General features: G+C 68.4%; 14 protein-coding genes and 1 tRNA gene. 7 read left to right on the plus strand and 8 right to left on the minus strand.

What is annotated here, in order from left to right; genetic code table 11:
* Positions 1-711: DUF3100 domain-containing protein (locus KDH83_RS25195; RefSeq protein WP_212320750.1), on the minus strand; the 711-nt coding region annotated here is incomplete at its 3' end.
* A 316-nt stretch (positions 712-1027) separates the two neighbouring features.
* Here KDH83_RS25195 and KDH83_RS25200 point away from each other — a divergent pair.
* The 4 genes from KDH83_RS25200 to KDH83_RS25215 all read left to right on the plus strand — a co-directional run bounded on the left by KDH83_RS25200 (position 1028) and on the right by KDH83_RS25215 (position 4742).
* Positions 1028-1963, plus strand: coding sequence for a LysR family transcriptional regulator (locus tag KDH83_RS25200; RefSeq protein WP_212320751.1), 936 nt, complete (start codon positions 1028-1030; stop codon positions 1961-1963).
* Positions 1964-2036: 73 nt separating this feature from the next.
* Positions 2037-2228, plus strand: a complete 192-nt coding sequence (locus KDH83_RS25205) for a DUF2970 domain-containing protein (protein WP_212320752.1) — start codon at positions 2037-2039, stop codon at positions 2226-2228.
* A 245-nt stretch (positions 2229-2473) separates the two neighbouring features.
* Positions 2474-4210 carry a nitrite/sulfite reductase gene (locus KDH83_RS25210; protein ID WP_212320753.1) on the plus strand — a complete coding sequence of 579 codons (1737 nt, stop codon included), beginning with the start codon at positions 2474-2476 and terminating at the stop codon, positions 4208-4210.
* Positions 4203-4742 carry a DUF934 domain-containing protein gene (locus tag KDH83_RS25215; protein ID WP_212320754.1) on the plus strand — a complete coding sequence of 180 codons (540 nt, stop codon included), beginning with the start codon at positions 4203-4205 and terminating at the stop codon, positions 4740-4742. The genes KDH83_RS25210 and KDH83_RS25215 overlap by 8 nt, the downstream gene beginning before the upstream one ends.
* A 56-nt stretch (positions 4743-4798) precedes the next feature.
* Here the strand turns inward: KDH83_RS25215 and KDH83_RS25220 are convergent, their stop codons facing one another.
* Both KDH83_RS25220 and KDH83_RS25225 read right to left on the minus strand, forming a co-directional pair.
* On the minus strand, positions 4799-5338 hold the full coding sequence (locus KDH83_RS25220; RefSeq protein ID WP_212320755.1) for an acireductone dioxygenase: 540 nt from the start codon (positions 5336-5338) through the stop codon (positions 4799-4801).
* A 7-nt stretch (positions 5339-5345) separates the two neighbouring features.
* On the minus strand, positions 5346-6152 hold the full coding sequence (locus KDH83_RS25225) for a MetQ/NlpA family ABC transporter substrate-binding protein (protein ID WP_212320756.1): 807 nt from the start codon (positions 6150-6152) through the stop codon (positions 5346-5348).
* Between the two features lie 194 nt (positions 6153-6346).
* Between KDH83_RS25225 and KDH83_RS25230 the strand changes: the two genes are divergently transcribed.
* A complete protein-coding gene (locus KDH83_RS25230) occupies positions 6347-7420 on the plus strand; it encodes a DUF6817 domain-containing protein (protein WP_212320757.1) in 1074 nt (357 codons plus the stop codon).
* A gap of 2 nt (positions 7421-7422) precedes the next feature.
* On the opposite strand, the gene KDH83_RS25235 is transcribed toward KDH83_RS25230, so the two are convergent.
* Both KDH83_RS25235 and grxD read right to left on the minus strand, forming a co-directional pair.
* Positions 7423-7983 (minus strand): UbiX family flavin prenyltransferase, encoded by a 561-nt coding sequence (locus KDH83_RS25235; protein WP_212320758.1) that lies wholly within the window; start codon positions 7981-7983, stop codon positions 7423-7425.
* Between the two features lie 4 nt (positions 7984-7987).
* Positions 7988-8314 (minus strand): Grx4 family monothiol glutaredoxin, encoded by a 327-nt coding sequence (gene grxD / locus KDH83_RS25240; protein WP_212320759.1) that lies wholly within the window; start codon positions 8312-8314, stop codon positions 7988-7990.
* Between the two features lie 270 nt (positions 8315-8584).
* On the opposite strand from grxD, the gene KDH83_RS25245 reads away from it, so the two are divergent.
* Positions 8585-9241: a TetR/AcrR family transcriptional regulator gene (locus KDH83_RS25245; protein WP_249205344.1), complete on the plus strand. Its 657-nt coding sequence runs from the start codon at positions 8585-8587 to the stop codon at positions 9239-9241.
* Here KDH83_RS25245 and prmC read toward each other — a convergent pair.
* The 3 genes from prmC to hemA form a co-directional block, all read right to left on the minus strand.
* Positions 9238-10062: a peptide chain release factor N(5)-glutamine methyltransferase gene (prmC, locus tag KDH83_RS25250; RefSeq protein WP_212320760.1), complete on the minus strand. Its 825-nt coding sequence runs from the start codon at positions 10060-10062 to the stop codon at positions 9238-9240. The two genes, KDH83_RS25245 and prmC, sit on opposite strands and share 4 nt — an antisense overlap.
* 16 nt (positions 10063-10078) lie before the next feature.
* The gene (gene prfA / locus KDH83_RS25255) at positions 10079-11161 is read right to left on the minus strand and encodes a peptide chain release factor 1 (RefSeq protein ID WP_212320761.1); all 1083 of its coding nucleotides are present in this window, start codon (positions 11159-11161) and stop codon (positions 10079-10081) included.
* 88 nt (positions 11162-11249) lie between these two features.
* Entirely contained in the window at positions 11250-12524 is a 1275-nt protein-coding gene (gene hemA / locus KDH83_RS25260) for a glutamyl-tRNA reductase (RefSeq protein ID WP_212320762.1), read from the minus strand.
* A gap of 452 nt (positions 12525-12976) precedes the next feature.
* Between hemA and KDH83_RS25265 the strand changes: the two genes are divergently transcribed.
* Positions 12977-13052, plus strand: a tRNA-Phe gene (locus KDH83_RS25265).
* The last annotated feature ends 92 nt before the right edge of the window (positions 13053-13144 follow it).

Here is a 13144-nt window from a genome sequence, read left to right on the forward strand (position 1 = left end):
CTGGTGCGCCATTGCCGGGGTCTGCTGCGAAGCGATGGCGCCCACGCCGGCGGCCATCATGCTGCCCGAGCCCACGCCCGCGCCCATGGCCAGCGAACGCGGGTCGAAGATGTTCAGGCTGGTGATGAAGCCGGCCAGCAGCGCCACGAACAGCGCGCCGATCACGGTGCCGGTGATGTACTCGGCCATCACGCCGCGACCTTCCGGCGAGTTCATGCCGTAGCGCTCGCCGATGATGGCAAGGCTGGGCTCTCGGCCCACCGAGAAGGTGGCGCCGATGGCCTCGCGCTTGATGCCCAGCAGCAGCGCCAGCGGCAGGCCCACGGCCATGGTGCCGAAGAAGTGGCCGAATTCCTGGAACACCAGGGCCCAGCCCGCTTCGCGCACCTGCGGCAGCGCGCCGCCCACCATCAGGCCGAGCTTGGCCAGGAAGGGCAGCAGCGCGTATTGCAGGTAGCCGCTGATGCGCGTCTGCATGGCGGTATCCACGCCGGCGCCTGCGGGCAGGCGCTGGCCCAGGGCCGCGACCACCGCGCCGATGAAGATGGCCCAGAGCATGGGCTGCAGCACGATCTTGCCCGGACCGACCGCGAAGGTCATGCTGCCGATGGCCTCGGAAATGAGCACCACCATCAGGATGACGACAAGCATGCGGATGCGGCTGGACAGCGACATCGAAGGCGCGGCCAGGCTGGCGCTGGCGTGAGACATGGGATTCCCCTGGAGTACGTGAGTAGCTATTGGAAGAAAGCGGGCGGATCCGCGCGCGCATCCGCCGGCATCCGCCGCGTCCGGCCAGGACGCGCGCGAACGCGCAGCGGCGATTTTCGCCCCGCCCCCAACCCGCAACCATGACATCGCCCGCGCAGAAACGTTGCGTAAAATGCAACGGTTGAATGTTTCCTGGGAATTTCTTGCATGAACAGCCAGAAAACCTGGGTAAACCCTTAAGGGAAGTGTGGGTTTGCCGCCGCAATCCTGCCCTGTTGAAGCCCGCCGCCCTGCTCTTGCATCTGGATCCCCCGCCATGGACGAAACCCTGGACGCCCGCCGCACCCACTATTTCATGCAGGTCATGAGCCGAGGCTCGGTGCGCGGCGCGGCCGAGCTGCTGGAGATGGACCCATCCGCCGTCAGCCGTGCCATCGCCGCGCTGGAGCGCGACTGCGGCATGGCGCTGTTCGAGCGGCGCGGACGCGGCCTGGTGCCGACCGACGCCGGCCACATGCTGGCGCGCTACGTGAAACGGCAGCAGGACATCCAGGACAGCTTCTTCTCCGAGATCGACAGCCTGCGCAAGGCCGAGCGCGGCCATATCGACCTGGTGCTGGGCGAAGGCTTCGTGGAACTGATGTTCGACCGCGTGCTGCCGGGCTACTGGCGCAGCCATCCCGAGGTCACGCTGGACATCGACGTGGCGCGCACCTCCGAGATCGCGCAACGCATCATCGACGACCAGGCCTATATCGGCCTGGTGTTCCAGCCGCCCAACGACGCGCGGCTGCGCACGCATTACTCGCGGCCCGAGCCCATCCGCGCCATCGTGCGCGACGACCATCCGCTCACCCGCCTGCGCCGGCCTCTGCTGCTGACCGACCTGGCCGACTATCCCGGCGCCGCCATGCAGGAGGGCTTCGGCGTGCGCCAGCACATCCAGGCCGCCGAGATCAGCGAGCAGGTGCGGCTGCGCAACGTGCTGACCACCTCGTCCTTCAAGGCGCTATGGCAGTTCGCCGCCACCGGCATCGGCTACGCGCTGACCCCGCCCATCGCCGTCACCGCCGACCTGCGCGCGCAGCGCCTGGCCAGCCTGCCGTTGTCCAACCCCATCCTGAACCAGGGCAGCCTGCAGGTGCTGAGCCGGGCCGGCCGCCATGTGTCCCCGGCCGCGCGGGAGCTGCTGGACCATATCGTGCGCGGCATCGCCCTGCCGGACGGCGCGCCATCTGCTACGCCCGATTGAGCCACAGCTGCGCCTGCCGCCCGCCGCCGCGCCGGCCTACATTGCCCGGACGACATCACGACAGGAGCAGGACATGCGGGCTTTCTTGCGCACGGTCAAGACCGTGCTGTGGGGGTTTCTCGGGATACGCCGCAGGCGCGATTACGATGCGGACATCGCGGGCAACAAGCCGGGCCACGTCATCGCGACGGGGCTGTTGATGGCAGCCGTGCTGGTGGCGCTGCTGGTGGTGGCGGCACGCTGGGCGGTGCGCGCGGCGCTGTGAAGTCCGGCGGCAAGGCCGGCCCATGACTCCGCACTGCAACCCCAGGCTGGAACCAGTACCCGCCGCAGTTGCGGCCGGGCCGGCGCACGCCCGGTCATATGCTTATCGCCCGCATGACCTTATTACCACAATGACTTAGACGCTCGTCGTGGCTGCCTGCTACGGTTATGAATCCTCCCGTGGACGCGCCGCGCCCGGCGCTCCGGCAGGACACCAAGAACCGAAAGACTTCAAGGGCAGTAGACATGTACGTGTATGACCCGGTCGACCAGCAGCTCGTCGAGCAGCGCGTAGCGCAGTTTTCGGACCAGACGCGCCGCTTCCTGGACGGCCAGCTCACCGAAGACGAATTCCGCGTGCTGCGCCTGCAGAACGGCCTGTACATCCAGCGCCACGCGCCCATGCTGCGCGTGGCCATCCCCTACGGCATCCTGGCCTCGCGCCAGCTGCGCACGCTGGCGCACATCGCCCGCAAGTGGGATCGCGGCTACGGCCATTTCAGCACCCGCCAGAACATCCAGTTCAACTGGCCCAAGCTTGAAGACGTGCCCGAGATCCTGGCCGAGCTGGCCACGGTGCAGATGCACGCCATCCAAACCAGCGGCAACTGCATCCGCAACACCACCACCGACCACTTCGCCGGCATCGCGCCCGATGAGCTGGTGAACCCGCTGGTGTGGTGCGAGATCATCCGCCAGTGGTCCACGCTGCATCCGGAATTCGCCTTCCTGCCGCGCAAGTTCAAGATCGCCGTGAGCGGCGCCGTGCAGGACCGCGCCGCCGTCGGCGTGCACGACATCGGCCTGCAGGCGGTCGAGCGCGACGGCAAGCTGGGTTTCCGCGTCTGGATCGGCGGCGGCATGGGCCGCACGCCCATCGTCGGCAAGCTGATCAATCCCTTCGTCGAATGGCAGGACCTGCTGACCTACCTGCAGGCCGCGCTGCGCGTCTACAACCTGCACGGCCGCCGCGACAACAAGTACAAGGCGCGCATCAAGATCCTGGTCAAGGACCTGACGCCCGAGGTGTACGCGCAGCAGGTCGACGAGGAATGGCAGACCATCAAGGGCGGCCCGGACACCATCAGCCAGGCCTTCGTCGACCAGATCGCCGGCCGCTTCGTCTGGCCGCAATATGATCCGGCGGCAAGGGACGAGCCCGATCATTCTGCCGAACTGGCTGCCGCCGACAAGCGCTACGCGCGCTGGCTGCGCACCAACGTGCACGCGCACCAGGTGCCCGGCTACGCCGCCGTCACCGTCTCGCTCAAGGCCACCGGCGTGCCGCCCGGCGACATCACCGCCGACCAGATGGACGCGGTCGCCACGCTGGCCGACGAGCACGGTTTCGGCGAGCTGCGCGTGTCGCACGAACAGAACCTGATCCTGGCCGACGTGCGCCGCTCGCGCCTGCATGAACTCTGGCAACAGCTGGAAGCGCTGAACCTGGCCACGCCCAACGTGGGCCTGCTCACCAACATCATCGCCTGTCCGGGCGGGGACTTCTGCGCGCTGGCCAATGCCGTCTCCATCCCGGTGGCCGAAGCCATCCAGCGCCAGTTCGACGACCTGGACTATCTGTTCGAGATCGGCGAGCTGGACCTGAACATCTCGGGCTGCATCAACTCCTGCGGCCATCACCACGTCGGCCACATCGGCATCCTGGGCGTGGATAAGGCCGGCGAGGAGTGGTATCAGGTGACCATCGGCGGACGCCAGAACGGCGCGGCCCGGCCGCTGCCCGATATCGAATCCACGCGTGGCGGCGGCGCGGCGGTGGGCCGGATCATCGGCCCCTCGTTCGCGCGCGACCAGGTGCCCGGCGTGGTCGACCGGCTGATCCAGACCTATCTCGGCCTGCGCGACAGCGAGGCCGAACGCTTCATCGACGTGGTCGACCGCGTCGGCATCGATCCCTTCAAGCAGGACGTGTACGCCGATCCCGCTTTCGCTAAACCCGCGCAGGAGCCCGCCCATGTCTGAGGTCTTTGCCCACGACGCCCCCGGCCCGCACCTGATCCGCGGCGGCCGGCTGGAAACCGACACGGCGCGCCTGTTCGCGCCCGATCCCGAAGTCGCCGCCGAAGGCCAGGTGCCGCGCGACGAGCCCGGCTGGATCGTGCCGCTGTCCACCTGGAAGACCTCGCGCGCCACGCTGCGCCGTCACCATCATCCGGTGGCCGTGCTGCTGGAACCCGACGCCGACCTGCGCGAGCTGGCCGACGCCGACGGCACGCTGGATCCGTCCGGCATCGCCTTCATCGCGGTGGACTTCCCCATCTATACCGACGGCCGTGGCTATTCGCTGGCGCAGCTGCTGCGCACGCGCTATCAATGGCAAGGCGAGCTGCGCGCGGTCGGCGACGTGATGATCGACACCATCCACTATCAGGCGCGGGTGGGTTTCGACAGCTTCCTGGTCAAGCCCGGCCACGATCCGCACAAGGCGCTGGCCGCGTTCAATACCTTCACGGTGCACTACCAGAAGACGTATCCGGCGCCGGCGGCTGCATAAGCCGCGGCATCATCCGCCAGGCCAGGACAATGCCAGGCCTGGCGCAAGCGCTGATGTCAGGCCAGCGTCGGAAACCGCGTCGCGATCTCGTCGCCGGTGAACCGCGCCACCCAGCCCGCCGGATCGTTGAACAGGCGGATACAGGTGAAGGCCGGGCTCGAACCCATGTCGAACCAATGGCGGATGCCGGCCGGCACCGAGATCAGATCATCCTTTTCGCATAGCGCCGCGTACACGCGGCCTTCGGCGTGCAGCACGAACAGGCCGCTGCCGGCGACGAAGAAACGCACCTCGTCGTCGGCATGCGTATGCTCGGCCAGGAACTTGGCGCGCAGCGCCGCGCGCTCGGGATGGGACGGGTCCAGGCTGACCACGTCCACGCTGCGGTAGCCGCGCTCGGCGACCAGCCGGTCGATCTGTTCCCGATAGGCCGCCAGCACGTCCTCTGGCGCCGCGCCGGGCGCCAGCGGCGCCTGCGCGCGCCAGCGCTCGAAGCGCACGCCGATGGCGGCCAGCTCGCGGCCGATCTCGTCGGCGTCGCGCAATGTGCGCCCTTGCGTGGGCGCGTCCTCGGAATAGATGGTCAGCGAGGACATGGGCGGCTTACCAGGAGGTGGCGTAGGCGCCGGGGAACTGCTTGGCGACGAAGGCCTTGACCTCGTCGGACTGGTAGGCCTTGATGAAGCGGGCGATGCGCGGATCGCTCTTGTTGTCCTCGCGCGCGGCGATGACCACGGGCGCGAAGGGCGCGTCCTTGCTTTCCAGCGCCAGCGCATCCTTGGCGGGCGACAGGCCGGCCGGGATGGCGTAGGCCGAGTTCACGGCGGCGGCGTCCACGTCCTTGAGCGAATGCGGCAGCTGCGCGGCCTCGATCTCGATGAACTTCAGGTTCCTGGGATTCTCGGCGATATCGAACAGCGAGGCGGTCACGGTCACGCCCGGCTTGAGCGTGATCAGCTTGGCGGCCTGCAGCACCAGCAAGGCGCGCGCGCCGTTGGTCGGGTCGTTGGGAATGGCGACCTTGGCGCCCGGCTGCAAGTCGTCCAGCTTGGACACGCGCTTGGAATAGATGCCCATCTGCTGCACCACGGCGGTGGCGACCGGCACAAGGTGATAGCCGCGCGCCTTGTTCTGCGCGTCCAGGAAGGGCTTGTGCTGATAGATGTTCAGGTCCAGCTCCTTGGCATCCAGCGCCGCGTTGGGCTGGATGAAGTCGCTGAATTCCACCAGCTTGACCGTCAGGCCGTCCCTGGCCGCAACCTCGCGCACCACCTCGCCGATCTGCGCGTGCGGGCCGACGGTGACGCCGACCTTGAGTTCGGCGTCCTGGGCCGAGGCCGGGGTTGCAGCCGTGCCGGTGGCAAAGCCGAGCAGGACGGAGAGTAGGGCCAGGGAGCGGCGCAGGCGCATGGGAGTTCTCGCGAGACGGGAGTCGAAGGAAGCCTGGGATTCTAGAGAGCGCCCCTCAAAACCGGAAGCGATGAATTTTCATATTCATATGCCCATCCGCATATAAGGACGCGACCATGACAAGCGCGCCGCGCCGCGACACAATAGCGGCTGCCTTCATCGACCCGGCGCGCACTCGCCGCGCCCGCATGCCCATGTCCACCGCTACCGAACTCCATCCCCTGGCGCGCGCCCTGCTGGCCGACCACTACGCCGCCGTCGACGCCGACCTGCCCGCTTTGCTCGACCTGCTGTTCGCCCGCAGCGCCGGCGAAGACTGGCACAAGGCCGGCACCTTCAAGCATCACCTGCTGGGCGTCTACCGCACGCTGGCGCTATGGGACCAGCCGCGCGAAGTGCGGCTGCTGGGCCTGTTCCACAGCGTGTATGGCAATGAGTACGTGGATCTCACCCTGTTCGACCGCGAACGCGAGCGCAACACGCTGCGCGCGGCGCTGGGCGAGGAAGCCGAGGAATGGGTCAGCCTGTTCTGCGCCATGCCGCGCACGAAGTTCGTGCAGGCCGTGCTGCAAGGCCAGGGCGCCGGTCCCGAGGGAATGGCGCTGGAAGGCGCCGACGGCCAGGTGTTCACGCTGACGCCACGCCAGGTGGCCGCCTTCATCGTGGTCTCGGCCGCCGACATCGGCGAGCAATGGCACAGCTGGCAGGACGAGATCTTCGCCGGCTATCCGCAGCAGCAGCGCCGCGACCTGAAGACGCACTGGGCCGCCTCGCTCTGGCCCGGTCCGCTCAAGCCGCCGTCGAACATCCTGTCCATGCTGTCGCACCTGCTTGCGCCGCTGTCGCGGATGCCGACGAGCACCGGCATCCCGGTGCCGCCGGCCTTCGACCGTTGCCGCGCCACGCTGACGCCGCGCGACGAGGCCGCGGCCAGCGCGCTGTACTGGCAGGTGGTGACCCGCATGCAGCCGCTGACCGAGATGGACAGCGCCCGCCACATGCTGGAAGCGGCCGTGGAACACAATCCCTGGGTCGGCGAGCCGCGCCTGCTGCTGGCGCAGCTGGCGCTGACGGCGGGCGATTTCGAGGCGGCCGAGCGCCACGCCGCGGCCGGGCTGGCGGCGTTGCAGGCCTGGGGCACGGCCTGGGACAAGCGCATCGAATGGGCCGGCTGGATGGCCTGGGCCCGCATCGAGCTGCAGAACGCGCGCGCGCGCCGCTGGCCGGACAACCTGGCCGCGCTCAACGGGCTGGGACTGGTGGAGTAAGCCTACATGCCTTCCCAATGCGGGCCGGGCACGTTGATGTCGAACATTTCCAGCACGCGGGCCACGGTGTGGTCCACCATTTCCTCGATGCTGGCCGGCCGGTGATAGAACGCCGGCAAGGGCGGGAACACGATGCCGCCCATCTCGGTGACGGCGGTCATGTTGCGCAGGTGCGCCAGGTTGAACGGCGTCTCGCGCACCATCATCACCAGGCGCCGGCGCTCCTTGAGCGTGACGTCGGCCGCGCGCGTGATGAGGTTGTCGGACAGACCGTGGGCCACGGCCGCCAGCGTGCGCATCGAGCAGGGCACGATCACCATGCCGGCGGTCTGGAACGCACCGCTGGCCAGCGTGGCGCCCACATCGCGGATGCTGTGCACGTGGTCTGCCAGCGCATAGACGTCGTGGCGGCCCACGTCCAGCTCATGCTTGATATTGAGCACGCCGGACGCCGAGATCACCAGGTGCGACTCGACGTCGTCCACGCCGCGCAGCGCCTGCAGCATGCGCACCGCGTACAGGGCGCCCGTGGCGCCCGTGATGCCGACGACGAGACGACGCACGGGATCAGGCCGTGGCGCCGGATTGCTCCAGCAGGGTCTTGAGCTCGCCGGACTCGTTCATCTCGGCCATGATGTCCGAGCCGCCGACGAATTCGCCGGACACGTACAGCTGCGGGATGGTCGGCCAGTTCGAGTATTCCTTGATGGCCTGGCGGACTTCGTCGTCCTCCAGCACGTTGACCGTCACCAGCTTCTTGACGCCACAGCCCTTGAGGATCTGGATGGCCTTGCCGGAGAAGCCGCACTGGGGAAACTGGGCGGTGCCCTTCATGAACAGCACGACGGGATGCTGGGTAACGGTTTCGCGGATGAATTCTTGGACGTCGCTCATGGTGATCTCGCAGACAGGCGCCGTGCGGGCGCCGACAAGGGAATTACGCAATTATAGGTACTGCCGGAAAAACCGGCCGGACCCCCCTGCGCGCCGTCGGGGCATGGGCGGGCGCCTGCCCGTCCCCGCGCCGCCGGCCGGGACGGCGCCCCGGCCCCGGATCGGTCCGTTTCCGCGGATTCGGCCCCTCAAGTCGCCTAAACTTGGCGCTCGATCAGGGGAGTTCGAATCCCGCCCCCCCGATGCCGCGACGCAGGAAGAGGCCGCCAGATGCGCTACCAGACGACCCGGCCGGAACCCCGGCCCACCAAGTCCCCCCGGACCAAGCCGGCCGAAGTCCGGCTGGACGAACTGATGGCCGCCGCCGAGAAGCTGTTCCTGGCCAAGGGCGTGGAAGCCACCACGATCAGCGAGATCGTCGAGGAGGCACAGGTCGCCAAGGGCACGTTCTACCACTACTTCGCGTCCAAGAACGACATGCTGGGCGCCCTCGCCCAACGCTACACCGCCCGTTTCCTGGAGCGCCTGCAGGCCGCCGTGGATGCCTGCCCCGCCGGCGACTGGCGCGCCCGTCTGCGGGCCTGGATCCACGCCAGCGTCGAGACCTATGTCGAGACCTACCGCACGCACGATATCGTCTACGCCAACCATCATCACCATGACCGCGCCAATGCGGACAGGAACGCGATCCTGGACCAGTTGCAGGGCATCGTCGAGCACGGCATGACGGCGGGCGCCTGGACCACGGACCAGCCCAGGGTCGTGTCCCTGCTGATCTATTCCGGCGTGCACGGCGCGACCGACGACATCATCGCGGCCCGGCCCGCCGACTGCGCCGCCTTCGCGCGGGCGGTCGCCGACAGCTGCATGCGCATGCTCGACGCCCCCAAGTCGGACGCGCCCAAGCCGCGCGGCAGGACCCGCTAGCGCCGGCCCGGCCAGCGGCCGCCGGAAATGCGCTCGATGCCGGCCAGGTCACGGCGGCTTGCCACGTCCTCGAAGCCGGCCGCCTGGAGCAGGCCGCGCACGGCCTCGGCCTGGTCCCAGCCGTGTTCCATCCACAGCGCGCCGCCCGGCTTGAGCCGCGCGCCGGCGCCCTGCACGATGCGGGCCAGGTCGCCCAGTCCGTCGGCGCCGTCGGTCAGCGCGCCGCGCGGCTCGAAGCGCACGTCGCCCTGTTGCAGGTGCGGGTCATCGCTAGCCACGTAGGGCGGGTTGGAGACGATCAGCTCGAAGCCCTCGCCGGCCGGCACGGCGTCGAACCAGCTGCCTTCGACAAAGCGCACCGAGGCCGCCAGTTCCCAGGCGTTGCCGGCGGCCACGGCCAGCGCCGCCGGGCTCAGGTCGCTGGCCATCACGCGCGCGTCGCGCCGGGCCAGCGCGATCGAGATCGCGATCGCGCCGCTGCCGGTGCCCAGGTCCAGCACCGCTGGCGCGGACTGGCCTTCCAGGCATTGCAGCGCGGTTTCCACCAGCACCTCGGTGTCCGGACGCGGGATCAGCACATCGGGCGTGACGCGGAACAGATGGCCCATGAATTCGCGGCGGCCGACCAGATAGGCCATCGGCTCGCCCGCCAGCCGGCGCCGGGCCAGGTCCTCGTAGGCCTGCTGCGCGGCGGCCGGCAGCGGATCGGTGTCATGCGCCAGCAGCCAGGCGCGCGGCTTCTGCAACACGTGCTCCAGCAGCATGCGCACTTCCAGGCGCGGCAGCCGGGTATCGGCGAGCAAGGTCTTGACCTGGGTCATCGCGCGCGTCCGTGGCTCAGACGTCGTCGCCCAGCGCCGCCAGCTGCTCGGCCTGGTGTTCGGCGATCAGCGCGCCGGTCAGCTCTTCCAGATCGCCTTCCATGATCTGCTGCAGCTTGTACAGCGTCAGGTTGATGCGGTGGTCGGTCACGCGGCCCTGCGGAAAGTTGTAGGTGCGGATGCGCTCGGAGCGGTCGCCCGAGCCGATCAGGCTCTTGCGCTCGGCCGCTTCCTTGCTCTGGCGCTCGCGGGTTTCCTTGTCCTTCAGGCGCGCGGCCAGCACCTGCATGGCCTTGTCCTTGTTGCGGTGCTGCGAGCGGTCGTCCTGGCATTCCACCACCAGCCCGGTCGGCAGGTGGGTGATGCGCACGGCCGAATCGGTCTTGTTGATGTGCTGGCCGCCGGCGCCGCTGGCGCGGAAGGTGTCGATGCGCAGATCGCTGGGGTTGATGACGATCTCGGACACCTCGTCGGCCTCGGCCATGATGGCCACGGTGCAGGCCGAGGTGTGGATGCGGCCCTGCGCCTCGGTGGCGGGCACGCGCTGCACGCGGTGCGCGCCGGACTCGAACTTGAGCCGGCCGTAGGCGCCGTCGCCGTCGATGCGCGCGATCACTTCCTTGTAGCCACCCAGCTCGGACGGGCTTTCCGACATCAGCTCGACGCGCCAGCCGCGCTGCTCGGCGTAGCGCGTGTACATGCGCAGCAGGTCGCCCGAGAACAGCGCGCTCTCGTCGCCGCCGGTGCCGGCGCGGATTTCCAGGAACAGGCTGCGGCCGTCATTGGGGTCGCGCGGCAACAGCAGCAGTTGCAGCGCGCCTTCCAGTTCCTCGATCTTGCCGCGGCTGGCCTTGATCTCTTCCTCGGCCATGGCCTTCATGTCGGGATCGGACAGCATCTCCTGCGCGGTGGCGAGATCTTCCTCGCTGCGCACGAAGGCAGTGAAGGCCTCGACCACGGGCTCCAGCTCGGCGCGCTCGCGCGAGAGCTTGCGGAAGCGGTCCATGTCGGACGCGGTGTCCGGTTCGGCGAGCATGGCGTCGACCTCGATGAGGCGATGGCATAGATGCTCCAGCCGGCTGCGCATGGATGATTTCATGATGGGCGGTACTCGAATGGGGGAAAGCGGACGGCGGGCGTGCGGCAACGCGTACGCCCGCCGGAAGGCGGGACGCGGGCCAGCGCCGCTAACGGCGGGAGTCGCGGCCGAGGAACAGGCGCGGCATCCAGGCAAGCAGCTGCTTGCGGTCCTCGCCTTCGCTGCGGTTCAGCGCCGCCAGCGGGCCATGCAGGTATTTCTGGGTCAGGCCGTGGGCCAGCTGCTCCAGCACGGCCTCGGGCGATTCGCCGCGCGCCAGCATGCGGCGCGCGCGCTCCAGCTCGGCGGCGCGCACATCCTCGGCGGCCTGGTGCAGGTCGCGGATGACGGGCACCACTTCGCGGGATTGCATCCAGTGCATGAAGCCCTGGACGCGGGTTTCGATGATGGCCTCGGCCTGCACCACGGCGGCGCGGCGCGCGTCGGTGCCGGTCTGCACCAGGCGGCCCAGGTCGTCCACCGAATACAGGTAGACGTCGTCCAGGCGGCCGACTTCGGGTTCGATATCGCGCGGCACGGCCAGGTCGATCATGACCATCGGGCGGTGGCGGCGCAGCCGCGTGGCCCGCTCCACCATCCCCAGCCCGAGGATGGGCAGGGAGCTGGCCGTACAGGACACGATCACGTCGAATTCGGAGAGGCGGTCGGTCAGGTCCGACAGCTTCATGGTGCTGGCCGAGAAACGATTGGCCAGCAGCTCGGCGCGCTCGGCCGTGCGATTGGCCACGACCATGCTGCGCGGGCGCTGCGCGGCGAAGTGCGTGGCGCAGAGTTCGATCATCTCGCCGGCGCCGATGAACAGCGTGCGGGCCTGGCCCAGGTCGCCGAACACGCGCTCGGCCAGGCGCACGGCGGCCGCGGCCATGGACACGGACTGCGCGCCGATGGCGGTCTGCGACCGCACTTCCTTGGCCACCGAGAAGGTGCGCTGGAACATCTGGTGCAGCAGCGTGCCGAGCGAACCGGCCTCGCCGGCCGCGCGCACGGCGTCCTTCATCTGGCCCACGATCTGGGTCTCGCCCAGCACCATGGAATCCAGGCCGCTGGCCACGCGGAAGGCGTGACGCACGGCGTCGTCCTGGTGATGGCGGTAGAGATGCGGGCGCAGGGTGCCGGCGTCGAGCCGGTTGTAGTCGGCCAGCCAGGCCGGCAGCTGCTCGGCCACATGGCCGTCGGCAGCGCAATAGATCTCGGTGCGGTTACAGGTCGAGAGGATGGCGGCTTCGCGGACCGAGCCGCCGAAGGCCGAGCGCAATCCGTCCAGCGCGGGCCTGACCAGATCGACGGGCATGGACACGCGTTCGCGGACCGAGACCGGCGCGGACGTGTGATTCAGACCGAAGGCAAGGACAGCTACCGACATGTGGGAAGAATGGGCGGGCCGCCCTGTACTTGTGGATATGTAACAGCAGACCGTTGAAGATTATACCTCCGCGGCTTATCCACGGACCACGGCGACGGCCAGGCGCGACGCTGGGTCGCACCTGGGTCGCATTCACGGGCATGCCCTGCGTCCAACAAGCGCGGCGGCGGTCGGAGATATCCGCGTCGACACGGAGGCGACATGCAGGCCAGCATGCGCAGGGCTTGGGTCGCTCCCCATCATGGTCTGCTTCTCTCTTGGTCTGCTTCTCTCTTGGTCCGCCTCCCTCCTGCTCCACCTCGTGGCCGGAATCTTTGGCCGGAACGTTGCCCGGCCGCCATCATTCGTCGACTCATCTCGCCCTCATCAACCTGGACTCGCCAACTTTTTTAAACTTTTTTCTCACCGACTGGCACAAGTCCAAAAAATTGTGTATAGTTGCGGACTTCGTTGGCCTGGTAGCTCAGTTGGTAGAGCAGCGGATTGAAAATCCGCGTGTCGGTGGTTCGATTCCGCCCCAGGCCACCAAAGCATATCGACGCCCAGCTCCTGCAGCTGGGCGTTTTCATTTGCGCAGCGCGAATCGCACTTACTCGCGCCATTCCCAATCCCCTCCCCCC

Source organism: Achromobacter sp. Marseille-Q0513, from assembly GCF_018195695.1.
Taxonomy (GTDB): domain Bacteria; phylum Pseudomonadota; class Gammaproteobacteria; order Burkholderiales; family Burkholderiaceae_B; genus Achromobacter.

What these genes read in the sequence shown, in the direction of transcription:
- KDH83_RS25200 (WP_212320751.1), top strand. Translation starts at nt 1,028, where the DNA reads ATGGACGAAACCCTGGACGCCCGCCGCACCCACTATTTCATGCAGGTC.
- KDH83_RS25205 (WP_212320752.1), top strand. Translation starts at nt 2,037, where the DNA reads ATGCGGGCTTTCTTGCGCACGGTCAAGACCGTGCTGTGGGGGTTTCTC.
- KDH83_RS25210 (WP_212320753.1), top strand. Translation starts at nt 2,474, where the DNA reads ATGTACGTGTATGACCCGGTCGACCAGCAGCTCGTCGAGCAGCGCGTA.
- KDH83_RS25215 (WP_212320754.1), top strand. Translation starts at nt 4,203, where the DNA reads ATGTCTGAGGTCTTTGCCCACGACGCCCCCGGCCCGCACCTGATCCGC.
- KDH83_RS25220 (WP_212320755.1), bottom strand. Translation starts at nt 5,338, where the DNA reads ATGTCCTCGCTGACCATCTATTCCGAGGACGCGCCCACGCAAGGGCGC.
- KDH83_RS25225 (WP_212320756.1), bottom strand. Translation starts at nt 6,152, where the DNA reads ATGCGCCTGCGCCGCTCCCTGGCCCTACTCTCCGTCCTGCTCGGCTTT.
- KDH83_RS25230 (WP_212320757.1), top strand. Translation starts at nt 6,347, where the DNA reads ATGTCCACCGCTACCGAACTCCATCCCCTGGCGCGCGCCCTGCTGGCC.
- grxD (WP_212320759.1), bottom strand. Translation starts at nt 8,314, where the DNA reads ATGAGCGACGTCCAAGAATTCATCCGCGAAACCGTTACCCAGCATCCC.
- KDH83_RS25245 (WP_249205344.1), top strand. Translation starts at nt 8,585, where the DNA reads ATGCGCTACCAGACGACCCGGCCGGAACCCCGGCCCACCAAGTCCCCC.
- prmC (WP_212320760.1), bottom strand. Translation starts at nt 10,062, where the DNA reads ATGACCCAGGTCAAGACCTTGCTCGCCGATACCCGGCTGCCGCGCCTG.
- prfA (WP_212320761.1), bottom strand. Translation starts at nt 11,161, where the DNA reads ATGAAATCATCCATGCGCAGCCGGCTGGAGCATCTATGCCATCGCCTC.
- hemA (WP_212320762.1), bottom strand. Translation starts at nt 12,524, where the DNA reads ATGTCGGTAGCTGTCCTTGCCTTCGGTCTGAATCACACGTCCGCGCCG.